Here is a 26,189-nt window from a genome sequence, read left to right as displayed (position 1 = left end):
GGTTCGTCAGGCCTTCTCGTCCGCTCCGGTAACGTAGAGCTTCTTCTCGCGATAGGCGATGTACATGTGCAGGTGGTGCATCACCGACAAACCGAGGATCAGCGACGGCCCGTTCGGTCCCATCTGAGCGACATTGTCGGGCACCAGCACGATGTCGGGATTATCCACCCTGACGTTGCCGAACGTCATCTGCTTGAAGGGAAACCGCTTCGTGTCCTTCAGTTTTTCGTAGCGGGTGTCGTCGGACAGCCGCGGATCGTCCCTGCGGATGCCGAACTTGTAGCGCGCGGTGTCCATGCTCATCACCGTGGAGGACGCCCCGGTATCGATCAAAGCCTTGAGGTCCTCGCCGTCGACATTGACGTGGGTCCAGATGTGTGCGCCGTCGTCATCACGCAGGATGTCGATGGGCTCGATCGGCGATGCCGCCCAGTATCCGGCCTTGCCGTCGCAATGGTTCTTGGAAAACAGGCTGAGCTTCTTGCCGCCGAAATCGAAATCGAGATCGAAGTTGGCAAGAAAGTCCGGCGCCAGCAGACCGTCAACGCCTTCCGGCAAATGGCCCGGCGGCATCAGCGGATAAGGCAGCGGCGGCGCCCGCATACGTCCGATGCGAAAACCGGCGATGTTCACGAAACGGCGCAACGGCAGGCCGCCGTACATGACGATCCCTTCCTCGGGACGCAGATCGACCGGCAATTTCAGCTCGGCCGCAATGGCCTCGGTGAAACAGGTCAGCCATCCGCCGGTGTCCACCAGCATGTGGAGCTTGCGGTCCTCGATGGCGCACTCGACGACGACCAACCCGCCGAAGGGTATCATGTCGAGGATGGCAAGCCGCAGCAGCTTGCATTCCTCTTCCGCCAAGGCGGGCCCAGCCGCGACGGCGGCCACACCGGTGCCGAGAAAAGTCCGCCGCGAAAACGCACGCGCGCGCGAAAGTCGATCCATGATTGCCCCCCGTTTCGCGGAAGACTAATCCTGCATCGAAATCCGTTCAATCAGGGCCGGTAGTTCAAATTCGGCGCCAGCCAGCGTTCGGCTTCGGCGAGGCTCCAGCCCTTGCGCGTGGCATAGTCTTCGACCTGATCCTTCTCGATCTTGCCGACGCCGAAATAGCGCACGTCGGGATGCGAGAAATAGAGACCCGACACCGCCGAGCCCGGCCACATCGCGAAGCTCTCGGTGAGCTTCACGCCGGTACGCGCTTCGCCTTCGATCAGGCGGAACAGCGTGGCCTTCTCGGTGTGATCGGGCTGGGCGGGATAACCGGGCGCCGGGCGGATGCCGCGATACTTCTCGGCGATGAGATCCTCGTTCGAGAGGATTTCGTCGGCCGCGTAGCCCCAGAACTCGCGGCGCACGCGGGCGTGCAGGCGTTCGGCAAAGGCTTCGGCCAAGCGATCGGCCAGGGCCCGCAGCAGGATCGCGGAATAGTCGTCGTGCGCGGCTTCGAACGCCTTGATGCGCTCCGCCTCACCGTGGCCCGCGGTGACTACGAAGCCGCCGATATAGTCCGGCGTGCCGACCGGCGCGACGAAATCGGCGAGCGCCAGATTGGGGCGGCCTGCTTCGCGCGCCATCTGCTGGCGGATGGTGTGCAGCGTCGCCACTGTCGTGGAGCGGGTTTCGTCCGCATACACGGCGATGTCGTCGCCGATCTGGTTGGCCGGGAAGAAGCCGATCGCGGCGTTGGCGGTGAGCCATTTCTCGGCGACGATCCGGGTCAACATTTTTTGCGCGTCGTTAAAAAGGCTGCGCGCCGTAGCACCGGACTTGGGATCGTCCAGGATCAGCGGATAGCGGCCCTTGAGCTCCCAGGCCTGGAAGAACGGCGTCCAGTCGATGACGGCAGCGAGTTCGCCCAGATCGTAATCGGCAAAGGTCTTGAGACCAAGGAACGACGGCTTGGGCGGCGTGTAGGACTTCCAATCGGGCGCAAAGCGGTTGGCGCGCGCATCGGCAATCGCCACACGCTCCTTGGGCGCGTGGCCGGCGGCGTGGGCGCGCGCGACGTCTTCGTACTCCCGACGAATGCCGGCCGCGTAAGCGGCGCCGTTCTTCGACAACAGGCTGGAGGCCACACCCACGGCGCGGCTGGCATCGGCGACATAGACCGTCTGACCGCGGCGGTAATTGGGATCGATCTTGACGGCGGTATGGACGCGGGACGTGGTAGCACCGCCGATCATCAGCGGAATGTCGAAGCCCTGGCGCTCCATCTCGGCCGCGACATGGCACATCTCGTCGAGCGACGGCGTGATCAGGCCGGAAAGGCCGATGATGTTGGCCTTGCGCGCCTTGGCTTCATCGAGGATCTTCTGTGCCGGGGTCATGACGCCGAGGTCGATCACCTCGTAGCCGTTGCATTGCAGCACGACGCCGACGATGTTCTTGCCGATGTCGTGCACGTCGCCTTTCACCGTCGCCATGATGATGCGCCCGGCCGGCTCCTTGGTCTGGTTCTTCTCCTGCTCGGCGTCCATGTACGGCAGCAGATAGGCGACCGCCTTCTTCATCACGCGGGCGGACTTGACCACTTGCGGCAGGAACATCTTGCCCGAGCCGAACAGATCGCCGACGACGTTCATGCCGGCCATCAGCGGACCTTCGATGACGTCGAGCGGCCGCGCGGCACGCTGGCGGCATTCCTCGGTGTCCTCGACCACATAAGCATCGATGCCGTGCACCAGCGCATGCGTCAGGCGTTCTTCGACCGGCAGCGAGCGCCACTCGGCATCCTGCGTCTGTTCCACCGCGGCGCCGCCTTTGTACTGCTTGGCGGCATCGAGCAGACGTTCTGTGGCATCGGCCCGGCGATTGAGCAGCACGTCTTCCACCGCCTCGCGCAACGCGGTCGGGATGTTCTGATAAACCGTGAGCTGGCCGGCATTGACGATGCCCATGTCCATGCCCGCCTTGATGGCGTGGAACAGGAACGCGGAATGCATCGCTTGGCGCACCGGTTCGTTGCCGCGGAACGAGAACGAGATGTTGGAGACGCCGCCCGAGATGTGGGCGTGCGGCAATTCCTTGCGGATGCGCGCCGTCGCCTGGATGAAATCGACGGCGTAATTGTTGTGTTCTTCGATGCCGGTCGCGACCGCGAAGATGTTGGGATCGAAGATGATGTCTTCCGGCGGCAGGCCAACCTTGTTGACCAGGATGTCGTAGGCGCGCTTGCAGATCGAAACCTTGCGCTCTTCGGTGTCGGCTTGGCCCTTTTCGTCGAACGCCATTACCACTACGGCGGCGCCGAAGCGGCGGACCTGTTTGGCATGCGCAATGAAAGCCTCTTCGCCTTCTTTCAGCGAAATCGAATTGACGATGCCTTTACCCTGAACGCACTTCAGGCCCGCTTCGATCACACTCCATTTCGAGGAGTCGACCATCACCGGCACCTTGGCGATGTCGGGCTCGCCGGCGATAAGATTGAGGAAGCGCGTCATCGCCGCTTCGGAATCGAGCAGGCCCTCGTCCATGTTGATGTCGATGACCTGAGCGCCGGCTTCCACCTGCTGACGGGCGACATCGAGCGCGGCATCGTAATCGCCGCCGACGATCAGCTTCTTGAACTTGGCCGAACCGGTGACGTTGGTGCGCTCGCCGATGTTGACGAAATTGCTCTGCGGCGTGACGGTGAACGGCTCGAGGCCGGAGAGGCGCAAGTACTTCGGCTTTTCCGGAATGGCACGCGGCTTGACGCCCTTGATCGCTTCGGCGAAGGCGGCGATGTGCTTGGGCGTGGTGCCGCAGCAGCCGCCGACGATGTTGACGAGACCGGAGCGCGCAAACTCGCCGATCTTCTCGGCCATCTGCTGCGGCGTGTCGTCGTAACCGCCGAATTCGTTGGGCAGACCGGCATTCGGGTGCGCCGACACCAGCGTATCGGCGACGGCCGCGATTTCGGCGACGTACTGGCGCATCTCGGCAGCGCCGAGGGCACAGTTGAGGCCGATGGCAAACGGATTGGCGTGCCGCACCGAATGCCAGAAGGCTTCGGTGGTCTGACCGGTCAGCGTGCGGCCGGAACGGTCGGTGATGGTGCCGGAGATCCAGACCGGCAGGCGTTCGCCCAAGTCCTCGAAGGCCTGTTCGATGGCGAAAATCGCCGCTTTGGCGTTCAAGGTGTCGAAAATGGTTTCGATCATCAACAGATCGGCGCCGCCTTCGATCAGTCCGTGCGCGGCATCGCGATAGGTCTCGGCAAGATCGTCAAAGGTGATGTTGCGATAGGCCGGATCGTTGACGTCGGGCGAAATCGACGCGGTGCGATTGGTGGGGCCGAGCACGCCGGCGACCAGACGCGGCCGGTCGGCCGTGGTGCGCTCGTCGCAGATCGCGCGCGCCAGACGGGCGCCTTCGCGGTTGAGTTCGCGCACGCAGTGCGACAGGCCGTAATCGCCTTGCGCCGGCGCGGTGGAATTGAAGGTATTGGTCTCGATGATGTCGGCGCCGGCATCGAGATAGGCGTGACCGATTTCGCGCACCACGTCGGGCCGCGTCAGGGTGAGAAGATCGTTGTTGCCCTTGAGATCGTGATTGTGGGCGGTGAAACGCGTACCCCGGAAGTCGTCTTCCTTGAGGCCGTAGCCCTGGATCATCACGCCCCAGGAGCCGTCGAGCAACAACACACGGCGCTGCGCCTCTTCCTTCAGCCAGCGGATACGAGCGGAACGATCGAAGCTCATAAGGTGTCCTTTACGCCGAGAATGCGGCAGGTGGCATAGGTGAGGTCGGCTTGGTTCAAGGTGTAGAAGTGGAACTGCTCGAAGCCGTAGGCGTGCAATTCGCTGACCTGTTCGGCCAGCACCGCCGAGGCGACGATGCGGCGGCTTTCGAGATCCTTGTCGAGACCTTCATAGAGCGCAGCCAACCACGACGGAACTTGCGCGCCGCAGCGCGCCGACATGTTGCGGATGCCCTTGAAATTGGTGGTCGGCATCAGGCCCGGCACGATCGGCACCGAAATGCCCCAGCGGTCGGCGCGGTCGCGAAAGCGCGCCAGCGTTTCGGCGGAAAAGCAGAACTGCGTGATGGCGCGGTCGGCACCGGCATCGACCTTCTTTTTCAGAAGATCGAGATCGTGTTCCAGCGACGGCGATTCCGGATGCTTCTCGGGATAGCACGACACGCTGACCTGGAAATCGCCGATGGCGCGGATGCCGCGGATAAGGTCGGGCGTCGACGCATAACCTTCGGGATGCGGCTGGTAGGGTTGCGCCATACCCGGCATGTCGCCGCGCAAGGCAACGATATGGCGCACGCCGGCGTCCCAATACTGGCGCACGATGGCGTCGATTTCGGCTTTCGGCGAGCCGACGCAGGTCAGATGCGCGGCGGGCTTTAATTTGGTCTCCTGCACCATGCGCTTGACGGTGGCGTGCGTGCGGTCGCGGGTCGACCCGCCGGCGCCGTATGTGACCGAAACGAACGACGGCCCGAGCGGCTCCAGGCGCTTGATGCAGGTCCAGAGTTGCTCTTCCATCTCGGCCGTCTTGGGCGGCGAGAACTCGAACGACACGCTGATCGGCCGTTCGGTGGAGAAAATGTCCTTCAGGCTCATGCCGCCACTCCCAATGTGGCCGCGGGGCTTTGTCCGAGCCAGATCTGCACGATGAGTTGTTCCTTGGAATCGGTGTGCGGCGCGATGGCTTCGGCTGCCGTCAGCTTCAAGCCGGCTTGCGCAAACCAGCCTTGCACTTCTCTGTCGGAGAAGCCGAGGCGGCGGTGGGCGTAGTCGTCGCGCAGGAATTCGAGGCTGTGGGGCGCAAAATCGGCGATCAACAGACGTCCGCCGCGCTTCAGCACCCGCGCCCCTTCGGCCACGGCGGCGGCCGGATCGTCGAGATAGTGAAGAACCTGATGAAAGAGCACGACGTCGAAGCCGCCAGCCGCTCCGCCGGCATCGAACGGCAGGCGATAAGTGTCGCCGAGGCGCACCTGGCAGTTCGGCAGCGTGCCGCGCAAAAGCCTGTCGCGCGCGATGGCTAGCATCTCCGGGCTGGTATCGATGCCGACCGCGCGCTTGGCGTGCGGGGCCAGCAGTTCCAGCATCCGCCCGGTGCCGGTGCCGGCATCGAGCAATTGCTCGATGGGCGCGGCGGTCAGATGGCGCAGAATCGCCTCCTCCACTTCGCGCTCGGGCGCATGAAGCGAACGGATGCGGCCCCATTCGGAGGCATTGGCCTTGAAATACGCGGCGGCCTCTGCGGCCCGCTTCTCGCGCACGGCGGCAAGGCGCTTCAGGTCGGCTTCCGGCGGGCCCGGCAACAGATCGGCCAAGGCGGCACCCAGGGCGGCACCCTTGCCCTCGTCGGTGGCGCGATAGAACACCCAGCTGCCTTCCTTAAAGCGGGCGATCAGTCCGGCGCTGCACAAGAGCTTGAGGTGGCGGCTGACCCGCGGCTGGCTCTGGCCGATGATCTCGATCAGCTCGGAAACCGTCAGCTCTGCCTGGCGCAGCAACAGGAGCAGGCGCAACCGCGTCGGGTCGCCGGCGGCACGCAGCATCGCGACAAGCCAGTCCATGAACAGGTCCTACCACATATAAACATATCTTTATATGCTTCGTTTGACCGCCTGTGCAAGGGCCGCAAAACCTGGGACCAATAGCGTCTTCGGGGGGCGGTGCCCAGTCCTGGGCGGTACCGCTAACATTATGCGCATATTGGCTTTTCTCGTTGCTGCGGGGGTGCTCCTTGGCGGCTGTGCCACGCCGGCGGACCCCGCCGGGGTGAACGATCCTTATGAAGCCACCAACCGGGCGATATTCGATTTCAATCTCAGTATCGACCGGACGTTCCTCAAGCCGACCGCCCAGCGTTACCAGACCTATGTGCCGGAAGAGGTGCGGGACTCGGTGCGCAGCACGCTCGACAACCTGCACGCTCCGGTGGTGGTGGCCAACGACCTGCTGCAGGCCGAGCCGGGCCGCGCCGGCACCATGACCGGCCGCTTTCTGATCAATTCGACCCTCGGCCTCGGCGGGCTGTTCGACGTCGCCACCCGTTTCGGGATCGAGTCGCACGACGAGGATTTCGGCCAGACCCTGGCGGTCTGGGGCGTCGGCGACGGGCCCTACCTCATGCTGCCGCTGCTCGGTCCGTCCAACCCGCGCGATGCCGTCGGACGCGGGGCGGATGTCGCTTTCGATCCGGTCACTTACATCAAATTCAAGCGGCACGTGATGTGGGAAGGCGTCCGCATGTATCTGAACATCGTCGACACCCGCTCACGCGGCCTGGAGACGCTCGACGGCATCGAACGCAACTCGCTCGACTTCTATGCCACGGTGCGCAGTCTCTACCGGCAGAACCGGGCGTATCAAATCCGTAACGGAATGCCCTCGAACGACGAGTAAATTGCGCCACGAACTTGCCATACAGGCGAGCGAGCATTACCTCTCCTCACGGATTACGGGCAAAGGATATTCGGATGCGCGGTATGATGAGACTTAAATTCTTTGCGACTTCGTTCAGTTTCGTGGCGGCGCTGGTGCTGAGCCTCGGCCTTTCGATGGGACGCGCCGAAGCGGCGAGCCCGGCCGAGCAGTTCATCGCCGACAACGTTCAGAAGGCCATGGGCATCCTGAACAACACGGCAAGCTCGAAAGAGCAGAAGAAGACCGAGTTCCAGAACTTCCTGCTCGGCCTCACCGACATCCAGTCCATCGGCCGCTATACGCTCGGCCAGTACCGCCGTTCGGCCAGCCCCGAAGACCTGACTGCGTTCGACGCCGCGTTCAAGGACTACGCGATGTCGGTCTACCAGTCCTATTTCGCCAAATACTCCGGCCAGAGCCTGAAGGTGACCGGCTCGAACCAGCTCGGCGCCAACGACATCATGGTCAAGACCGTGACGGTCGATCCCAAGAAGCCGAGCGCCAAGCCGTTCGAAGTGAACTTCCGTGTGCAGACGGTCAACGGCCGCATGCTGGTGGTCGACTTCTCGGTCGAAGGCGTGTGGATCCGCGAACTCGAGCGCAACGACTTCACCTCCTACCTCGGCCAGAAGAACGGCGACGTGAAGGCGCTGGTCGCCATGCTCAAGCAGAAGGCGGCGCAGCAGCACTAAGTTTCGACCCGATCGAATACCGAAACGGCCCGGAGCAATCCGGGCCGTTTTTGTTTAGAGCTGATAGTCGTCGTGCAGCCCATCGAGGCCGAGACGCCACCCTTCTTCGTGGCGCCGCCCCATCGCGTCGTCGGGCAGACCGGCGTGGTGAAGGGTGAGGAGCGTACCCTCGCCTTCCGCCGCAAACGTCAGCGTCAGCACAGATTCAAGTCCGCGCGTCGCGGCCGAAACCCAGGTGTGTTCGATCTTTTTCGGACGATCAATCACCAGGAAGCGCCCGTAATGGGCCCACTCGCGCCCTTCGAACGTGACGGCATGATAAAACAAACCGCCGGGCACAGGATCGAGCACCAGCGCCTTGACCCCGAACCACGGTCCGCCCGGCTTCTTGGGATCGAGCCATGCATCGAACACGGTGGCCGGCGGCGCGGGGATGGCGCGGGCAAGCGTGAGTTCGAAGGTAGGAGCGAATTCGAAACTGCGGTCCATGAGGCTCTCCGCTGTGCCAGCCAAAGTGCCAACGGTGGAAAAGAGCTCCGGTTCCAAGCGAGCCGCAGAACGGAAAAACAAAACGGCCCGGAAAACCGGGCCGTTTCTATCTGAGTATCGAAAAAGTATTACCGCGCGAACCGCTTGTATTTGATCTTATGCGGCTGGTCGGCGTCCATGCCGAGGCGGCGCTTCTTGTCGGCTTCGTAGTCCTGGAAGTTGCCTTCGAACCATTCGACGTGGCTGTCGCCTTCGAACGCCAGCATGTGGGTGGCGATGCGGTCGAGGAACCAGCGGTCATGGCTGATGATCATGGCGCAGCCCGCGAACTCTTCGAGCGCCATTTCGAGCGCGCGCAGGGTCTCGACGTCGAGATCGTTGGTCGGTTCGTCGAGGAGGAGCAGGTTGGCGCCGGACTTCAGCATCTTGGCGAGATGAACGCGGTTGCGCTCGCCGCCGGAAAGCTGGCCGACCTTCTTCTGCTGGTCGCCGCCCTTGAAGTTGAAGGCGCCGCAATAGGCGCGGCTGTTCATCGTGCGCTTGCCGAGCTCGATCACATCGAGGCCGCCGGAGATTTCCTCCCACACCGTCTTGTTGGCATCGAGGCTGTCGCGGCTCTGGTCGACATAACCGATATGCACCGTCGGGCCGACTTTCAGGGTGCCGCTGTCGGGCGTTTCCTGACCCGTCAGCATGCGGAACAATGTCGTCTTGCCGGCACCGTTGGGGCCGATGACGCCAACGATGCCGCCCGGCGGCAGCTTGAATTCGAGGTTTTCGAACAACAGGCGGTCGTCATAGGCTTTCGACAGCCCTTCGGCCTCGATCACCAGGCTGCCGAGGCGTTCGGCCACCGGAATGATGATCTGAGCCGGACCGGTGCGCTGCTCGTTGGAACGAGCCACCAGTTCCTCATACGAATTGATACGCGCCTTGGACTTGGCCTGACGCGCTTTGGCGCCTTGCTGAATCCATTCGCGTTCGCGCGCGATGGTCTTTTGCAGCGCCTGCTCTTCCTGGCTCTCTTTGGTGAAGCGCTCTTCCTGCTCGATCAGGTACTTGGTGTAGTTGCCTTCGTGCGGAATGCCCTTGCCGCGATCGAGTTCGAGAATCCACCCCGTAACGTTGTCGAGGAAGTAGCGGTCGTGGGTGACGAGGATCACGCAGCCGGCATATTCGCGCAACGTGCGTTCCAGCCAGCCGACCGTTTCGGCGTCGAGATGGTTGGTCGGTTCGTCGAGGAGGAGAATGTCGGGCGCATCGAGCAACAGACGGCAGAGCGCCACACGGCGCTTCTCGCCGCCCGAGAGCTTGGCCACGTCGGACTCGCCGTCCGGGCAACCAAGCGAGTCCATCGCCTGATCGACCTGGCTGTCGAGGTCCCACAGCCCCTTGGCTTCGATCTCGTCCTGCAGGCGGGACATTTCGTCGGCGGTCTCGTCGGTGTAGTTGGCGGCGATCTCGTTGTAGCGGTCGACCAGCGCCTTCTTGGCCGCGACGCCGAGCATCACATTGCCGCGCACGTCGAGCGACGCGTCGAGCTGCGGTTCCTGCGGCAGGTAACCGACGCGCACGCCGTCCGCCGCCCAGGCTTCGCCGGTGAACTCCTTGTCGATCCCCGCCATGATCTTCATCAGGGTCGACTTGCCAGAGCCGTTGATACCAACAATGCCGATCTTGGCGCCGGGATAGAACGACAGCCAGATGTCCTTCAGGACCTGTTTCCCGCCGGGGTAGGTCTTGGACATGCCCTTCATGTAGAAGACGAATTGCGGGCCGGCCATCGGCAGTTCCTTTATGGTTGGGGCGTTGGGATCGGGCGCGTTGTACAGAAGCGGCACGGCGCAAGCAACCGCGCGCGCGTTACGGCGACCGACCGCCTAAATCAAAATTTGATTTTGGCCTTGGACAGGAGCGAGACCGAATCCCGGCCCATGATGCCGCCGTAATTCATCTGGTAGGAGGCGTTGGTCTGCAGCGCCACCGAATCCCCGAAGAACGACGTCTTGTAGCCAAGCTCGATGTCGGTTTCCTGGGCCATCGACGACATCAGCTTGTCGTGGCCGAAGAACTGCAATTCCGCCGGCTTGTCGACGGTGGTCAGCGGCGTGCCGAAATTGGGAGCCGGCTGCGCGAACGCGACGCCGAGGGCATCGTTTTTCTTGAACAGGCCGTGCTTGGCAACCGCCACGCCAAACGCCTCGGTGCGGAACGTCGTGTTGGAGCCGATCGCGCCAGGACGCAGCGCGAGTTGCGTGAGGCCTTCCGAGTAGCTCGCCGTGGTCACCCAGCCGCCGCCGAAATTGACATGGGCCGTCACGCCCAAAGCGGAGGTGCGCCCGCCAAGCGACGAGTTGACTATCCCGAGCACGCCGCCGCGCTCATCCGTCTGCGAGGCCGTCAAATTGATGCCGCCCCAGCGCGCGAAATCCCACGTCATCGCGGCGAGCACCGAATTGGTGTAGCGGGTATCGAACGGCAGACGGCCGCCGAGCCCGGCATAAGCATTGCTCCGGTTGAGCAGGAAACGATTGAGCCCCGGCGACGAGGACGCGCGACCGAACGAGAGTGTCAGGCCTTCGGAGAGCTTGCCCCTAAGACCAATGTAATCGCCGCCGCTCGACAAACCGGCGTAAGGCGATCCCAGCGCCGCCGAGGAATAGAACAGACCGTCGAAGGCATCCGTGCCCGGCACAAAGCGATCGAGCATGCGGGTGACGTCGGCGTTGTAGCTGGTCTCGAGCGCCATCATGTCGTCGAAGGCGTAGACGGCGGTGATTTCTTCGATCGGATTGCGCAGCACATTCGGGGGCGCCACGGCATCGGGCAGCACAACCGGAAGATCAAACGTCCCGGCTAGCCTCGCCGTCTGAACGGAGATGCCCGACGTTTCAGCCGCCAACGACGCGGAGGCGGTCGCCAATCCGACGACGACGCCCGCGGCAAGCAGCCCGCGGTTTAACCAAAAACCCCTCATGGCACGGCGTACCGATTGCTCTCCCACGAAACTGCCTAAATTTAGCAGATCGATCCTTCCAATCTCAAAGGTTTCCTTGGTTTTTCCGTGACTTCGCGGCAACAAGCGGCGACTCTTTTGCAGCGGCCGAGGACCATTATTAATCTAGATATAGTTAACACCGCCCGCATACGCGCTCGCTTTTGAGGCAGATGCCAGCAGCAGGGCCGGCAGTTTCTGCAACGCATAATCGTTAACAGCCCTGCCACCTCAACTGAATAATGGTTAACGCCCCAGCACCAACTCTCACAGTTGTGTTCCCATCCGGAACAGGGCTTTGATGAATAATCAGTCGCGCAGCAGGCCGCTGGCTTTGTTGAGGAAAAAGGGATCTTTTTCCAGAACTGCAGGGTTAGGCGCATGGAAACTGAACGCGACTCTCGGTAACCTGATTCTATCTGGGGGTCTTGGTGGCTACGTTACCGAAGTTTGGGTCGATACTTGTACTTGCCGTCCTGCTGGGCGGCTGCGCAGGCGCCACGCACGATGGCGTTTACGACCCTTTGGAGCCGGTCAATCGCGAGATTTTCGACTTCAACCATTCCCTCGACAAACACGCGGCGCTGCCGGCTGCGAGTTACTATAAACATGCCCTGCCCGACTCGGTGCGCACTGGCGTGCACAATTTCATGTCCAATCTGAGCCTGCCGGTCAGTATGGCCAACGACCTCCTGCAAGGCGAAGTGACCTATGCCGGGTATGCGATCTGCCGGCTCGGCGTGAACTCCACGATCGGCATTCTCGGCTTCACGGACCCGGCAACGGACATGGGCTGCATCGGCCGCGACGAGGATTTCGGCCAGACCCTCGGCGTCTGGGGCGTGCCCGGCGGACCCTATTTCGTCCTGCCGCTGATGGGTTCGACGACGGCTCGCGATGTCGGCGGCAAACTCCTGATCGACCACTATTTCAACCCGTTCTCGTACGTGCGCTACAGCGGCAAGTACTATGTCGGCCTCGGCCAGACCGCGATCAAAGCAGTGGATCAGCGGTCGCGGGCGGTCAGCGCCCTGCACGAAGTCGAACGTACCAGCATCGACTATTACGCCGCCATGCGCCGGCTCTACGCGTTGCGCCGCGATGCCGCCATCACCAACGAGCCGCGGCCGGGCGCGCGGCCGCCGGAAGCTCCCGGCGAATCACCTGTGTTGGACGACGACGACAATCCCACACCGGGCGACAAACCGACGGCAGCACCGCCTCCGCCGGCCCCTGCCCCCCTCGCGCCGGACGCCCCGAGGCAGTAGAAGCCTAGTCCGTCGAATCATTTTGTCGAAAGTCAGCGATGTCGATCGTCGGACGTATCGTTTCCTATTGCACCAAGCATGCCCGCGCCGTGGTGGTGGCGGGCCTCGTCGTGGCGGCGGGTTCCATGGCCTATACGGCCGGCAACTTCGCCATGAATTCGGACTCGGGCTCGCTGATCTCACCCGATCTGCCGTGGCAGAAGACCATGGCGCGTTTCGACAAGCTCTTTCCTCAGCGCAATAACCTGATCCTGGTCGTCATCGATTCGAACGCGGCCGACCGTTCCAATTCGGCCGCCAATGCGCTGGCCGCCAAGCTCAGCGCCGATCCGAAGATGTTCCCGGCTGTCCACCGGCCCGACGGCGGCGCTTATTTCGAAAAGAACGGCTTGTTGTTTCTGCCCGAGCATTGCGTGCAGGACGCAATGGGCAAGCTGGTTCAGGCGCAGCCCTTCCTCGGCTCGCTGGCAGCCGATCCATCCTTGCGCGGCGTGATGGCTTCGCTGTCGACCATGATGCTGGGCGTCAACAGCGGCCAAGCCAAGCTCGCCGACATCGACGCGCCGATGAACGCCTTCGCCGACACGCTCGACCGGACCAACGCCGGCAAGCCGGATTACCTGTCGTGGCAGTCGATGTTTGCGGCCGGCGATGCCAGCAACAAGGAATGCTCGTTCGCCCGCACCCGCACCTTCATCGAGGTTCAACCCAAGCTCGACTATTCCAGCCTGATGCCGGGCGAGACGGCGGAGAATGCAATCCGCGCGGCCGCCAAGGCCCTGCATCTGACGCCCGATCGCGGCGTCACCGTACGCCTCACCGGTCCGGTACCGCTGGCGGACGAGGAATTCGCAAGCCTCTCGGAAAACGGCCCGCTGATGGGCCTTGCGATGTTCCTCGCCATCACCTTCTGCCTGTGGCTGGCGGTGCATTCGGCCCGCATCATCGTCTGCATCCTTCTGACCCTCGGCGTCGGACTGGCGGCGACGACGGCGCTGGGCCTTCTGTTCGTCGGCATCTTCAACATCATCTCGATCGCCTTCATCGCACTGTTCGTCGGCCTCGGCGTCGATTTCGCCATCCAGTTCGCGGTGCGCTACCGCGCCGAGCGGCATGCGGTCGGCGATCTCGACAAGGCCCTCAACTGTGCCGGACGCGGCGTCGGCATTCCGCTGGCGCTGGCGGCATCGGCGACGGCGGCAGGCTTCTTCTCCTTCATCCCGACCGATTATGTCGGCGTGGCCGAGCTCGGCGTCATTGCCGGCACCGGCATGGTGGTGGCCTTCGTGCTGGCCCTCACCTTCCTGCCGGCATTGATCAAGCTGGTGAAGCCGGCGGGCGAAGCCGAACGTGTCGGCTTCACGGCCTTTGCGCCAGCCGACAAGTTCCTGCGCGAAAACCGCCGCAAAGTTCTCGCCTGGGGCGCCGCGATCGGTGTCGTCGCCGTGGCGGCGCAAATCGCCTTCCCGCCGCAGTTCGACGCCAACCCGCTCGATCTGCGCAGCCCCAAAGTGGAGTCGATGTCGACTTTGAACGACCTGTTCAAGGACCCCGACACTTCGCCCAATACCATCGACGTCCTGGCGCCCAATCTCGCTGCCGCCGACAAGCTGGCGGACAAGATCGTCGCCGCCGACGCGGCCGAAGCCAAAGCCAATCACCGCGAGCCGCTGGTCGGCATGGCGCTGACGCTGTCGACTTTCATCCCGCAGGATCAGCCGAAGAAACTGGCGATCATCCAGGACACGGCGATGTTGCTCGATTCGACGGTCAATCCGTTCGAGGTCAAGCCGCCGCCGACCGACGCGGAAATCGTGGTCAGCCTCAAGGCCGCCGCCAAGTCGCTGCACGAAGCCACCGCCAAACCGGCCGACGGCAAGGAAACCGCCGCCGACAAGGAAGCGCGCTCCGACGCAATCCGGCTGGCCAAAGCCCTCGACGTTCTCGCCGATGCTCCTGCCGCCAAGCGTCAGGCCGCGACGGAAGCGCTGATCCCCGGTCTCAACGATCTTCTCAGTCAGCTGCGCGCCGCGCTGCAGGCCGAACCCGTCGACATCCACTCGATGCCGCCGGCGCTGGTCGCCGAATGGGTCGCCAAGGACGGTACCGCCCGCATCCAGGTCTCGCCGCATTCCTCTGCACACGACAACAAGTCGATGAAGCGCTTCTCCAAAGCGGTGATGGCGGTGGCGCCGAATGCGACCGGCACGCCGATCACCATCGAGGAGTCCGGTCAAACCATCGTGCGCGCCTTCGTCCAGGCCGGCATCTGGTCGTTTATCGCGATCTCGATCCTCTTGGCCTTCGTGCTGCGGCGGCATCGCGACATCATGATGACCATCATCCCGCTGGTGCTGACCCTGGTGCTGACGCTTGCCACCTGCCGCATCATCGGGCTGCAGCTCAACTTCGCCAACATCATCGCCCTGCCGCTTCTGTTCGGCATCGGCGTGGCGTTCAACATCTACTTTGTGGTGGCGTGGCGGGCCGGAGCGCAGAACCTGCTGCAGTCGAGCCTGACCCGTGCGGTGCTGTTCAGCGCCCTGACGACGGCATCGGGCTTCGGTTCGCTGATCCTCTCCAGCCATCCCGGCACGGCGAGCATGGGCATCCTCTTGATGATCTCGCTCGGCTGGGTGCTGTTCACCACCCTCTTCTTCCTGCCCGCCCTGCTGGGCCCGCCGCCGCAGAAAGCGGACGGCAAGTGAAGCCAATAAAAAAGCCCGCGGCGACGCGGGCTTTTTCGTATCCGGTAATAACGAAGCTCAGTCCTTCATCATCCCGTCGGCAAGCGTATTGATCTTCTTTTCCAGCGCCGCGGCGCCGCCCGCCGTCACCGTCGAGGAGAAATCGGAACGCTGCTTGGCCATCTGGCTGACGAAGCCGTTGAGATAGATGTCGATCACCTTCCAAGAGGCGCCATTCTTACGCATCAGGTAGTTGAACGGAATGGTTTCGTTCCCGGCGATAAGCTTCGAGAATACCACCTTGTCGGCGTTGCGGTCTTTGGCGGCCGGTTCGACCACGAATTTCTCGCCGTCGAAGCTTTTGAAATTGGAGGCGTAGCTCGCCACCGTGTAGCGCGTCAGCGCCTTGGTGAGCGCCGCATGATCGGCATCCGACATGGTGTTCCACGCCGGACCGACCGAAAGCCGGGTCATGCCGGGCATATCGAACGAGGCTTCGATCACCGGCTTGAGCTTCTCGAAGCGGCCCTTGATGCCGAGCGACTTGCCCTGCTTCATGGTCGACAACAGCCCGTCATAGAACGACTGCACCGGCGCGACCGCCGCATCCTCGGCATGGGCGACCACGCCCGCCGTGAGCAGCGCCGTCGTCATCGCAGCAGCCCGGAACCAACCTTTCATCATCTCTAGACCTCGTAAAACACTGCCCCGTTCCATCAACCTAGCAGTCTCGGCTCGCTTGATGGCGGAATTTTGGGTTAACCTTGGTTCAGCTTTCGCGCGTGAGGAGGAACGGCAACAGGTCCCGCAGCGCCGCCGCGCGCTCGCCGTAAGGTTCCAGCGATGCAACCGCACGGTCCGAGATCTTCTTCGCTTCGGCGCGGGCCCCCTCGATTCCATAAATGGACACCAGCGTCGCCTTGCCGTGCTCCTGGTCCTTGCCGACCGCCTTGCCAGTCTTTTCCGCCGTCGAGGTGACGTCGAGCAGGTCGTCGGTGATCTGGAACACCAGCCCCATGTCGCGGGCAAACGCACGCAGCCGGTCCTGATGCTCCGGCCCCGCTTCCGCCAGGATTGCGCCTGCTTCGCAGGAAAATTCGAAAAGCTGGCCGGTCTTGAGCCGCTGGAGCAGCTTGATCTCTTCGGCATCGAAGCTGCGGGTCGCCGCCACCATGTCGATCATCTGACCGCCGATCATGCCGTTGCAGCCCGCCGCCTCGGCCAGCCGCGCGATCAGCTTGACCCGAACCTCGGCCGACGGATGGGTCTCGGGATGGCTGAGAATCTCGAAGGCGATGGTCAGGAGCCCGTCGCCGGTCAGAATGGCCGTGGCCTCGTCGAAAGCCTTATGGGTGGTGGGACGGCCGCGCCGCAGGTCGTCATTGTCCATGGCCGGCAGGTCGTCGTGGACCAGCGAATAGGTGTGCAGCACCTCGATAGCCGCCGCCGTCCGGCTGGCTCGGGCCGCCTCGACGCCGAACAGACCGGCGCATTCGATCACCAGAAACGGGCGAAGCCGCTTGCCGCCCGCAAAGGTAGCATAGCGCATGGCTTCGTGGATCCGGCTGTGCAGGCCGTGAGGTTGCGGCAGGACGCGTTCCAGAGTGTTTTCGGTTGCCTTGGCAGCTTTATCCAAGGCTCCGCCCAGGGTGTTCATGATGTTATCCTTTCCCCACCTGCCCTGCCCTCTCTCTAGCGCAATCCGGCAAAGGCGCAACTGTCCCGGCAAGAACGAGGACGGCCGCAATAAAATGATTGCGTAAAGAGCACAGTTTCGGGAAACTGCCCCTTGACGGGCTGGTGCGAATTTCCCTTTTCCAACTAGGGATTTAGCGTGCTAGACGATGGCCGTCCTCACAAGGAGTCTCAGCTTCCATGCGTGTCGTTCTTGCTCAGCCGCGCGGCTTCTGCGCAGGGGTCGTGCGGGCGATTGATATCGTCGAACGTGCCCTCGAGAAGTTCGGCGAGCCCGTCTATGTGCGCCACGAGATCGTGCACAACAAATACGTGGTCGAGACTCTGAAGAGCAAAGGCGCGCGGTTCGTCGAGGAGCTCGATGAGGTGCCGAACGGCGCCGTGACCATTTTCTCCGCCCACGGCGTACCGCAGGCGGTCGTCAAGGACGCCGAAGCGCGGCAGCTGCCGATTCTCGATGCTACCTGCCCGCTGGTGTCCAAGGTCCACAGCCAGGGTAAGCGCTATGTCGGCGCCGGCCGCACGCTGGTCCTGATCGGCCATGCCGGCCACCCGGAAGTCGAAGGCACCATGGGCCAGGTCGGTGCGCCGGTGCATCTGGTGCAGTCCGAGGCCGACGTCGAGGCCCTGACCATTCCGAACGACACCCCGGTCGCCTATGTCACCCAGACGACGTTATCGATCGACGACACCCGCGGCGTGATCGCCGCCCTGAAGCGCAAATTCAACGATATCGTCGGGCCCGAGACCACCGACATCTGCTACGCCACCCAGAATCGCCAGCAGGCGGTGCGGGAACTTTGCCGCGTTGCGGACGTCATTCTCGTCGTGGGGGCGAAAAATTCGTCCAACTCGAACCGGCTGTGCGAAATCGGCAAGGAAGCGGGCAAGCCCAGCTATCTCATCAACGACGGCGGCGAGCTCGATCCGGAATGGATCAAGGGCAAGGGCACGATCGGCATTACCGCCGGCGCCTCCGCCCCGGAAAAACTGGTCGAGCATGTCATCGACGCGTTGCGCGCCATCAATCCCGACACCACGGTCGAGCAGATGGACGGCAAAAAGGAACACATCGAATTCCGGCTGCCGCCGGAATTGCGTGCGTAAGGAGAAGTTCGTTGGGTATTCCCGCCAAGCAAGCGGCCCGTATCGGGGCCTATGTTCTGAAGCAGCATCTTTCCGGCCGCGCCCGCTATCCGCTGGTGCTGATGCTGGAACCCTTGTTCCGCTGCAATCTCGCCTGCGCCGGCTGCGGCAAGATCGATTATCCCGACGAGATCCTGAACCAGCGCCTCAGCTTTGAGGACTGCATGCAGGCGATCGACGAATGCGGCGCGCCGTGCGTCTCCATCGCCGGCGGCGAACCGCTGCTCCATCGCGAGATGCCGCAGATCGTCAAAGGCTACATCGAGCGCCAGAAGTTCGTCATCCTGTGCACCAACGCGCTCTTGCTGGCCAAGAAGATCGACCAGTACGAGCCGCACGAAAACTTCACTTGGTCGATCCACCTCGACGGCGACAAGCTGATGCACGACAAGTCGGTGTGCCTGACCGGCACCTACGACAAGGCCGTCGCCGCGCTGAAGCTCGCCAAGGAAAAGGGCTTCCGCACCCAGATCAATTGCACCCTGTTCAACGACGCCGATCCCGAGCGCACCGCGAAATTCTTCGACGAGATGATGGCGATCGGCTGCGACGGCATCACCATTTCGCCCGGCTACGCCTACGAACGCGCCGCCGACCAGGAGCACTTCCTCAACCGCGAACGCACCAAGACGCTGTTCCGCGAGATCTTCAAGCGCGGCAACGGTGGCAAGAAGTGGGAGTTCACGCAGTCCGAACTGTTCCTCGACTTCCTTGCCGGCAACCAGACCTACGAGTGCTCGCCGTGGTCGATGCCCTGCCGGACCGTATTCGGCTGGCAGAAGCCCTGCTATCTGCTCGGCGAAGGCTATGTGAAGACCTTCAAGGAACTGATGGAAGACACCGAGTGGGAAAAGTACGGCGTCGGCAACTACGAGAAGTGCGCCAACTGCATGGTGCATTGCGGCTACGAAGGCACCGCCGTCTCCGACTCCGTCAGGAAGCCCTATAAGCTCCTGCCGCTGGCGCTGCGCGGGATCAAGACCGAAGGCCCGTTCGCGCCGGAGATCGACCTCTCCAAGCAGCGGCCGGCGGAATTCGTGTTCTCACGGCACGTCGAGACGAAGCTGGCCGAGATACGGACAACCAAGGCTGGGGCCGAGGACACGGCAAGCGCGGACTAGCGCCTTGAACGCGGAGCCCGCTTCACGCCCGGTGCGCAACAGCTCGCCGAGCTGATCGGGCTCGCGCCACAGCGATCTCAGGATCGCGAACATCCGCGGTTTGCCTTTGAGGCTCAGCCGTTCGAGCGCGGCCGGCGGCAGCGTGCGATGGCAGTCGTCCGAGATCACCCGGAGCACGACGAAGGGAATCCCACGTTCGTGGGCGAAGCGCGCCGCAATGTGGGATTCCATGTCGACGGCATGGGCGCCGGTGTCACGGAACAATTCTTTCTTGGCGCTCATGTGCATGGCCGGCTCGTCGACGCCCGCGATCACCACCGATAACGCTTCCGGCAGCTTGGTGCGCAGGATCTTGGACCAACCGGGATCGCAGGCGTAATGCTCGCGGGCCGTGACCACGTGCGTGCCGATCAGGGGATCGCCGACGCGCGGAATGGGCGCCAGTGCTCCGGCCAGCCCCATGCTGACGACACCGACCACATCGGGGCCCAACGCCTTCAGCCGCCGCTTCAGAAGCTTGGAGTTGCACGCGCCGATCACCGGCACCAGCCCGAACCGCTTGGCGATGCGGGCCTCCTTGGCCAATCCGACGACGGCAACGACTTTGGCGCTCATCTTCCCACGACTCGACGCAACGCCCCAAAATGTCCCGCTTTCCGGCACGGAGCAATCCTGGAAACCCCGGACCACACCGGAAATCAGAGCGCAGCGGCCGTGACGCCGGAGCGCAGCGCCCCTTCGATCGTGGCCGGCAGTCCGGTCTGGGTCCAATCGCCGGCGAGCCTCAGGTTTTGCCACTGGGTCTTGGCCGGCGGACGCAGCGCATCCTGCTCCGGCGTCGCGGCAAAGGTGGCACGCTTCTCCTTGACGATCTGCCACACCGGAAACACCGGCGGCAGGTTCAGCGCCCTGGCGACATCATCCCACAGCGTGCGGGCGAGATCCTCACGATCGCGATCCGCCAACCAGTCGGCGCCCGAGACGGTCACCGACACGCGATCTTCGAAGGCGAAGATCCACTCCGCCGTACCGCCGACCACGCCCAGCATCTTGGGAGCATCCGCAGGCGGAACAACCTTGAAATGGGCGTTGACGATGGCGCGGAACTCGGTGGGGGCCGACAGTCCGGGTATGAGGTCCTGAGCCACCCACGGCGGCACTGCCAAGACGACGCGATCCGTCGGCCCGACCGGCACCGTGTTCTCGGGAAATTCCAGCGCGATCACCTTGCCCTCGCCGAACACGATCCGGCGCAGGCGCTGGCCGAAATGAACCAGGGCATGCAGTTCGGTCAGCTTGCGCAAGGCCGGTTCGATGAAGGCGGCGCCGAGATTGGGATGGGCGATGCGCGGACGATAGGCGCGTCCGCCTTTGGCCATGGTTTCCTTCAGCACCGCTGCCGTGAGCTTGGCCGAGCCCTGTTTCGGATCGGTGTTGAGCACGGCGAGCAGCACCGGCCCCATCATCTTCGTCCACAACGGTCCATCGGTGGGAACCAGATCGGCCACCGTCGCCGCAGGACCGGCTGCCAGCAATCCGCCGAGCTTAAGGTAATCGAGCGGCGTCGTGCCGGGCACGCGGCGGTCGCGGGCAAAAATCCACCACGGCAGCGGGCCTTCGTTGGGTTTGAGCGTCCAGCGCTCGCCGCTTTGAAGATCGACGAAATCGAATTCCGCCGTTTCGGGGCCGGTCAGCGCGTCGGGCGAACCGATGGTCTTGAGAAAAGACTGCACTGCCGGATTGCCCGACAGGACGAGATGATTGCCGTTGTCGATGACGCAATCGAGCGTCGCGTCGACATAGGAACGGCAGCGTCCGCCGGCGTGACCTGCGGCTTCGTAGACCACGACATCGTCGCCTGCGACGGCCCGCGTCACCGCGGCCGCCAGTCCCGACAATCCCGCCCCGACGACGATCGTTCTCATGCGACGATCCCGTAGCGCAACGCGAGCCAGCCGAGCAGAATTTTCGGTACCTTCACGCGCTGGCGTGGCGGCGCCCAGCCTTGCGCTTCCATTCGCTTGAGGATTTCGGCATAGACCGCGCCCATCAAGCGAGGCGCCCGCAAATCGCCCGCCGGCCGGGCCGCCATGATGGCATCGGCTTCGCGGTAATGCTTGTGCGCCAGCACCGCGACTTTGCGGCAGGCATCGTCGATCGTGGGTTTCGCCAGCGCTTCGCGCGGATCGACCGGGCCGATGGTGCCGAGATAGTCGCGCGGCAGATAAAGCCGTCCGACTTCGGCATCCTCGTCGAGATCGCGCAGGATGTTGGTGAGCTGCAAGGCGCGACCGAGATGGAAAGCGAGCGCGAAACCCGGCTCCTCGTCCATGCCGAACACCTTGATCGACAGCCGTCCGACGGCACTGGCGACGCGGTCGCAATAAAGATCGAGCACGTCGAGATTCGGCGCCACGATATCGCCTTCGAGGTCCATCGCCATGCCGTCGATCACGGCGAGGAAATCGGCGAGCCGCGGCCGAAAGCTCTCGACCACCTCCTTGAGGAAGGCGACGCGCGGCGCGTGGGCGCCGGTGTAGAGCGCTTTCAGATCGTCGCGCCAATCCTCAAGTTCGGCGAGGCGTTCCTCGCGCGTACCCTCGCCGTCATCGGCGATGTCGTCCACGGCGCGGCAGAACGCATAAATGGCATACATGCCTTCGCGCCGCGCTTTCGGCAGCACCTTCATGGCGGAATAGAACGACGAACCGGCGGCCTTGCGGCGCACCGCTTCGATTTCGGGCGAAGAAGAAACGGCGTTCATGGCGAACTCTTGCGGGCGATACGGGAGACGGCGAAACGCCCGAAGGCGGAGATGGCGAGCGGGATCAGCTCGGATTTCCTATGATGCACGCGGTCCCGCAACGGATCGGCGGTGAACAGGCGGATGTTGAGGTCTTCGGCGAAGCGCTGGATCAGGCCGACTTCGAGCGCCAGGCGCGGATCGCGGATCTTGCCGGAGAACGCCGCCGATGTGGCGAGCAGATCGGCATTGCGCCCCGCCACGTCGTTCAGCACCGCTTTCAGTGCCGGACGCGCCTGGGCCTCACCCAGCATCTCGACCGTCGCGCCGTGTTTCCGCAACAGGTCTTCCGGCAGATAGACCCGGTTGATCTGGCGAAAATCCTTGCCGCAATCCTGCAAGTGGTTGATGACCTGCAACGCCGCGCACAAGGCATCGTTCAGCGGCCACACTGCGCGATCCTCGCCGTGCACGTCGAGCACATAGCGGCCAACCGGCATCGCGGAATAACGGCAATAGTCGATCAGCTCGTCCCAGTCGGCATATCGCAGCTTGACGACATCGCGGCGGAAAGCCTCGAGAAGATCGGCAGCGTGATCGGTGCTGAGGCGGCGCTCCTCGAGCACCCGGCGCAGCTTGACGCCTTCCGGCGAGGCATCCGAGGCGCCCATCAACGTCAGGCGCATTTCTTCCAGAATCCGCAACTTCTCTTCGGCCGGAGCAATGGCGTTGTCGGCCACGTCGTCGGCGATACGAACGAAATTGTAGAACGCCAGAATCGCCGGGCGATGGCGCGCGGCAATGACGAAGGACGCGACGGGAAAATTCTCGTCGTTATGGCCTTTGCCCGATTTCAATGTCCCAGCGTTGCTCATTTTGTGATCGCCTGTGCGCGTCCCTTCCACAATCCACCGCGTCCTTGCCAGTGTTGTACCGCCGAATCGAGGGTGAATGCGGCATAGAAAACGCCGATCAACGGCAATGCCAAGCCCCAGAACGGCGAACGCCGGTAGAACTTGAGGATCGGCTGAAAACACACCGTCATCAAGGCCCAGGTCAAGGACCCAAATACCGCGCTGATACCCCCGATCGCCAGCCCGGCCACGGGTACAACGTAGAGCAGCAGCATGCCGAGAACGGTTCCAATCAGCGCCAGCGGCGAATAGCCGAGCTGGGTATAGGCCGAGCGGGCGACCATGGCGCGGATGTCGGCGATGCGCGGATACGGCCGGATCGAAACCGAACGGTCGGTCAACCCCAGCCAGATCGGTCCGTGGGCCTTCAGGGCACGCCCCAGGGCGCAATCGTCGATGATCTCACCACGGATAGCCGCGATGCCGCCCGCGGCCTCCAGGGCCTCGCGCCGGACCAGCATGCAGCCGCCTGCCGCCGCTGCCGTCTTGGCTTTGGGATCGTTGACCCAGGCGAACGGGTACAGCAGGTCGAAGAAAAATACGAAGGCGGGGACGAGCAGCCTTTCGGCAAAGCTCTCGCAAGCGAGCCGCGCCATCAGCGAGGTGAGGACAAAGCGACCGGCTTCGGCCCGCGCCACCAAAGCTCTCAAATTGTCGGAAGTGTGCGAAATGTCGGCATCGGTCAGCCAGAGATAATCCGCCGCGGCGGCTTCCGCCACGCCCTGGTGCACAGCGAACAGTTTTCCGGTCCAGCCGGCGGGATGGGCGGCGCCGTCGAGCACCGTGACGCGGTCGCTGCCGAGCCCGCGCACGATGGCGGCAGTATCGTCTTCGCTCTGATCGTCGACCACGATGATGCGGAACGGTCCCGGATAATCCTGCGCGATCAGGCTTTGCACCGAGGCGGCAATGCCCGCCGCTTCGTTGCGCGCCGGAACCACGGCAACGACCGAGGGCCAATTCGCTGGTGCGGGGGGCACGTCGGTATCGCGCTCCCGCATACGCCAGAACCAACCGCGGCCGAACACCAGCACCAGCCAGATCGCCAGTGCCACGAAACTGACGGCAGCGGCGATCATTTCAGATACCCGGCCGCCTTGAACCAGGCGAAAGCATCGGCCAAGGCTTCGCGATAGGGGCGCGCCGTGTAGCCGAGTTCGGCCTTCGCCTTCGCCGAGGAAAAGAACATGTGATACTTGGCCATGGTCAGCGCATCGGCGGTGACGAACGGTTCATTGCCGGTGACGCGGGCGATTGCTTCGGCGATCCAGGCGATCGGATAAAGCGGCGTACGCGGAAGATTGACCGTCGGCGGCTTACGGCCGGCGAGATCCGCGATCACCACCAGCATCCGGCGCAGCGCAACGTCTTCGCCGCCGAGAATGTAGGTCTCGCCGATGCGGCCCTTTTCCAGCGCGAGGAGATGACCTTCGGCGACGTCATCGACATGGACCAGATTGAGCCCGGTATCGACGAAGGCCGGAATCTTGCCGGTCGCCGCTTCGACGATGATGCGGCCCGTCGGCGTCGGCTTGATGTCGCGCGGCCCGATCGGTGTCGACGGACTGACGATCACCGCAGGAAGCCCCTCCTCCGCCACCATTTTCTCGACCACGCGCTCGGCGACGACTTTCGAACGCTTGTAGGCACCGATGGCGCTTTGTTCGGTATGGCGGCAAGTCTCGTCGACGGCGACGCCATCGGTGCGCGCCTTCAAGGTGGCGACCGACGACGTATAGACGATGCGCTCGACGCCTGCGGCCAATGCGGCCTGCATCGGCGCCAGCGTGCCGTCACGATTGTTGCGGACGATCTCTTCCGGATCTTTGGCCCACAGCCGGTAATCGGCGGCGACATGGAAGAGATAGCGGCAACCCGCCATCGCTTTTTCCAGTGCGGCGCGGTCCTTGATGTCGGCAACGACGACATCGGCGTCGAGGCCTTCGAGATTGTCGCGGCGCGATGAAGCGCGCACGGCCAGACGAAGACGAAAACCCTTCTGTTGCAGCCGTCGCGCCACGGCCGAGCCGACGAAACCGGATGCGCCAGTAACGAAAACAAGATCGCCGCTCATGCCGCTTCCGTCCCGTTGCCGCCGCCGAACGCGCGCTTGCCTTCGACCGCCTGCCAGATTAGCAGCACCGGAATGCCGAGCACCACGTCGCGCGCGCGCTTCAAGAGCGACACCGCCAGCCCGATCTCCGGACCGACGCCGAACACCGGCGCCAGCGCGGCGTAGCCCGCTTCCTGAATGCCGACCGCGGCCGGAACGAACACCGCCGCCGAGCGCAGCGCCGACAAGATGCATTCGATGGCGATGGCATCCATCAGCGAGATGTCGGCGCCGCACAAGCGGAAGATCACCCACACCCAGACGGCCGTCGCCAGCCAAGCCAAGAGATGAAACGTCGAAGACAGCGCCAGCTTCTTCGGCTGTTGATAGAGCGCTTCGATCTCGGCGGTGAATTGCTCCGTATGCGCCACCGCCTTGGGCAGGAAATGCGCGGCCATCTTGGCGGCGAGCTTGGTACCTTTGCGCTGCAGCACCACGAAGGCGATCACGCCGGGCACCAGCAAGGCGGTGCCGAGGATCAGCGCATCGACATAACCCGCCATCTCCGCCGAGGCCTGCAGCTTGGTGAAGCCGATCAACAGGCCGATGATGGTGAAGGCGATCTGCGCCATGGTCTCGCAGGTGAGATCGACCACCGACGAGGAATAGGCCCGGATCGGCGGAATGCCGGCGAGAATGCCGGCACGGGCACCGATCACCCAGCCGCCGATCTGGGTGAAGGGCAACAGATCGGTGGCGGAATCGCGCAGCTGGCGCGAGACGAACAGCACCCAGAACGGCACCACCGGTCCGAGCAGCGAGCGCCACGCCAGCGCCAAGAGCGCAATGATCGGCATGGCGGCGAGCAGGATCGCGATGAAGCCGAGCCAGCCCACCCCGACCACGGCGCCGAACACCGCGGCCACGCCGATGTGCATCACCACGAAGACCGCCAAGGCGAACCCGACGATCAGCGCAACCCAAGTCCAGACTTTCATGCCG

22 protein-coding genes are annotated in these 26,189 nt (G+C 63.5%); 6 read left to right on the top strand and 16 right to left on the bottom strand.

The window, feature by feature from the left end; genetic code table 11:
* Positions 1-6: 6 nt before the first annotated feature.
* The 4 genes from FHS84_RS19720 to FHS84_RS19705 are packed head-to-tail and all read right to left on the bottom strand — an operon-like array spanning position 7 to position 6,531.
* On the bottom strand, positions 7-951 hold the full coding sequence (locus tag FHS84_RS19720; protein ID WP_166937260.1) for a pepsin/retropepsin-like aspartic protease family protein: 945 nt from the start codon (positions 949-951) through the stop codon (positions 7-9).
* A gap of 50 nt (positions 952-1,001) precedes the next feature.
* A complete protein-coding gene (gene metH, locus FHS84_RS19715; RefSeq protein WP_166937259.1) occupies positions 1,002-4,691 on the bottom strand; it encodes a methionine synthase in 3,690 nt (1,229 codons plus the stop codon).
* Complete coding sequence (gene metF, locus FHS84_RS19710; RefSeq protein WP_166937258.1) at positions 4,688-5,566, bottom strand: methylenetetrahydrofolate reductase [NAD(P)H]; 879 nt, start codon at positions 5,564-5,566, stop codon at positions 4,688-4,690. Before metF ends, metH begins: the two co-directional genes overlap by 4 nt.
* Positions 5,563-6,531 (bottom strand): ArsR/SmtB family transcription factor, encoded by a 969-nt coding sequence (locus FHS84_RS19705; protein WP_166937257.1) that lies wholly within the window; start codon positions 6,529-6,531, stop codon positions 5,563-5,565. The genes metF and FHS84_RS19705 overlap by 4 nt, the downstream gene beginning before the upstream one ends.
* 205 nt (positions 6,532-6,736) lie before the next feature.
* On the opposite strand from FHS84_RS19705, the gene FHS84_RS19700 reads away from it, so the two are divergent.
* Entirely contained in the window at positions 6,737-7,363 is a 627-nt protein-coding gene (locus tag FHS84_RS19700) for an MlaA family lipoprotein (protein ID WP_208393984.1), read from the top strand.
* Between the two features lie 83 nt (positions 7,364-7,446).
* The gene (locus FHS84_RS19695; RefSeq protein ID WP_166937255.1) at positions 7,447-8,076 is read left to right on the top strand and encodes an MlaC/ttg2D family ABC transporter substrate-binding protein; all 630 of its coding nucleotides are present in this window, start codon (positions 7,447-7,449) and stop codon (positions 8,074-8,076) included.
* 54 nt (positions 8,077-8,130) lie between these two features.
* Here FHS84_RS19695 and FHS84_RS19690 read toward each other — a convergent pair whose 3' ends face one another.
* From FHS84_RS19690 to FHS84_RS19680, 3 genes are all read right to left on the bottom strand, one after another.
* On the bottom strand, positions 8,131-8,565 hold the full coding sequence (locus FHS84_RS19690; protein WP_166937254.1) for an SRPBCC family protein: 435 nt from the start codon (positions 8,563-8,565) through the stop codon (positions 8,131-8,133).
* 128 nt (positions 8,566-8,693) lie between these two features.
* Positions 8,694-10,349 (bottom strand): energy-dependent translational throttle protein EttA, encoded by a 1,656-nt coding sequence (gene ettA / locus FHS84_RS19685; RefSeq protein WP_166937358.1) that lies wholly within the window; start codon positions 10,347-10,349, stop codon positions 8,694-8,696.
* Between the two features lie 101 nt (positions 10,350-10,450).
* Positions 10,451-11,542 (bottom strand): hypothetical protein, encoded by a 1,092-nt coding sequence (locus FHS84_RS19680; RefSeq protein ID WP_166937253.1) that lies wholly within the window; start codon positions 11,540-11,542, stop codon positions 10,451-10,453.
* Between the two features lie 449 nt (positions 11,543-11,991).
* On the opposite strand from FHS84_RS19680, the gene FHS84_RS19675 reads away from it, so the two are divergent.
* Positions 11,992-12,828, top strand: a complete 837-nt coding sequence (locus FHS84_RS19675; RefSeq protein WP_166937252.1) for an MlaA family lipoprotein — start codon at positions 11,992-11,994, stop codon at positions 12,826-12,828.
* 38 nt (positions 12,829-12,866) lie between these two features.
* On the top strand, positions 12,867-15,536 hold the full coding sequence (locus tag FHS84_RS19670; protein ID WP_166937251.1) for an MMPL family transporter: 2,670 nt from the start codon (positions 12,867-12,869) through the stop codon (positions 15,534-15,536).
* Between the two features lie 57 nt (positions 15,537-15,593).
* On the opposite strand, the gene FHS84_RS19665 is transcribed toward FHS84_RS19670, so the two are convergent.
* Together FHS84_RS19665 and FHS84_RS19660 are read right to left on the bottom strand one after the other, a co-directional pair.
* Complete coding sequence (locus tag FHS84_RS19665; protein ID WP_166937250.1) at positions 15,594-16,199, bottom strand: ABC transporter substrate-binding protein; 606 nt, start codon at positions 16,197-16,199, stop codon at positions 15,594-15,596.
* An 85-nt stretch (positions 16,200-16,284) separates the two neighbouring features.
* Positions 16,285-17,172 carry a polyprenyl synthetase family protein gene (locus tag FHS84_RS19660; protein WP_166937249.1) on the bottom strand — a complete coding sequence of 296 codons (888 nt, stop codon included), beginning with the start codon at positions 17,170-17,172 and terminating at the stop codon, positions 16,285-16,287.
* Positions 17,173-17,390: 218 nt separating this feature from the next.
* Here FHS84_RS19660 and ispH point away from each other — a divergent pair, with 218 nt between their 5' ends.
* Both ispH and hpnH read left to right on the top strand, forming a co-directional pair.
* Positions 17,391-18,317: a 4-hydroxy-3-methylbut-2-enyl diphosphate reductase gene (gene ispH / locus FHS84_RS19655; protein WP_166937248.1), complete on the top strand. Its 927-nt coding sequence runs from the start codon at positions 17,391-17,393 to the stop codon at positions 18,315-18,317.
* 11 nt (positions 18,318-18,328) lie between these two features.
* The gene (gene hpnH / locus FHS84_RS19650) at positions 18,329-19,477 is read left to right on the top strand and encodes an adenosyl-hopene transferase HpnH (RefSeq protein ID WP_166937247.1); all 1,149 of its coding nucleotides are present in this window, start codon (positions 18,329-18,331) and stop codon (positions 19,475-19,477) included.
* Here the strand turns inward: hpnH and FHS84_RS19645 are convergent.
* The 7 genes from FHS84_RS19645 to FHS84_RS19615 form a co-directional block, all read right to left on the bottom strand.
* The gene (locus FHS84_RS19645; protein ID WP_166937246.1) at positions 19,400-20,092 is read right to left on the bottom strand and encodes a phosphorylase family protein; all 693 of its coding nucleotides are present in this window, start codon (positions 20,090-20,092) and stop codon (positions 19,400-19,402) included. The two genes, hpnH and FHS84_RS19645, sit on opposite strands and share 78 nt — an antisense overlap.
* Before the next feature lie 83 nt (positions 20,093-20,175).
* Complete coding sequence (hpnE, locus tag FHS84_RS19640) at positions 20,176-21,402, bottom strand: hydroxysqualene dehydroxylase HpnE (RefSeq protein ID WP_166937245.1); 1,227 nt, start codon at positions 21,400-21,402, stop codon at positions 20,176-20,178.
* Entirely contained in the window at positions 21,399-22,241 is an 843-nt protein-coding gene (gene hpnD, locus FHS84_RS19635; RefSeq protein ID WP_166937244.1) for a presqualene diphosphate synthase HpnD, read from the bottom strand. Before hpnD ends, hpnE begins: the two co-directional genes overlap by 4 nt.
* A complete protein-coding gene (gene hpnC / locus FHS84_RS19630) occupies positions 22,238-23,095 on the bottom strand; it encodes a squalene synthase HpnC (RefSeq protein WP_166937243.1) in 858 nt (285 codons plus the stop codon). Before hpnC ends, hpnD begins: the two co-directional genes overlap by 4 nt.
* Positions 23,092-24,213, bottom strand: coding sequence for a glycosyltransferase (locus tag FHS84_RS19625; protein ID WP_166937242.1), 1,122 nt, complete (start codon positions 24,211-24,213; stop codon positions 23,092-23,094). Before FHS84_RS19625 ends, hpnC begins: the two co-directional genes overlap by 4 nt.
* Positions 24,210-25,208 (bottom strand): hopanoid-associated sugar epimerase, encoded by a 999-nt coding sequence (hpnA, locus tag FHS84_RS19620; RefSeq protein ID WP_166937241.1) that lies wholly within the window; start codon positions 25,206-25,208, stop codon positions 24,210-24,212. The genes FHS84_RS19625 and hpnA overlap by 4 nt, the downstream gene beginning before the upstream one ends.
* On the bottom strand, positions 25,205-26,185 hold the full coding sequence (locus FHS84_RS19615; protein ID WP_166937240.1) for a lysylphosphatidylglycerol synthase domain-containing protein: 981 nt from the start codon (positions 26,183-26,185) through the stop codon (positions 25,205-25,207). Before FHS84_RS19615 ends, hpnA begins: the two co-directional genes overlap by 4 nt.
* Positions 26,186-26,189: the final 4 nt, after the last annotated feature.

The sequence above is a fragment of the Rhizomicrobium electricum genome (genome assembly GCF_011762045.1).
Taxonomy (GTDB): domain Bacteria; phylum Pseudomonadota; class Alphaproteobacteria; order Micropepsales; family Micropepsaceae; genus Rhizomicrobium; species Rhizomicrobium electricum.
The sequence above is the reverse complement of the archived record's forward strand: the minus strand, read 5'-3'. Positions and strand labels throughout refer to the sequence as shown.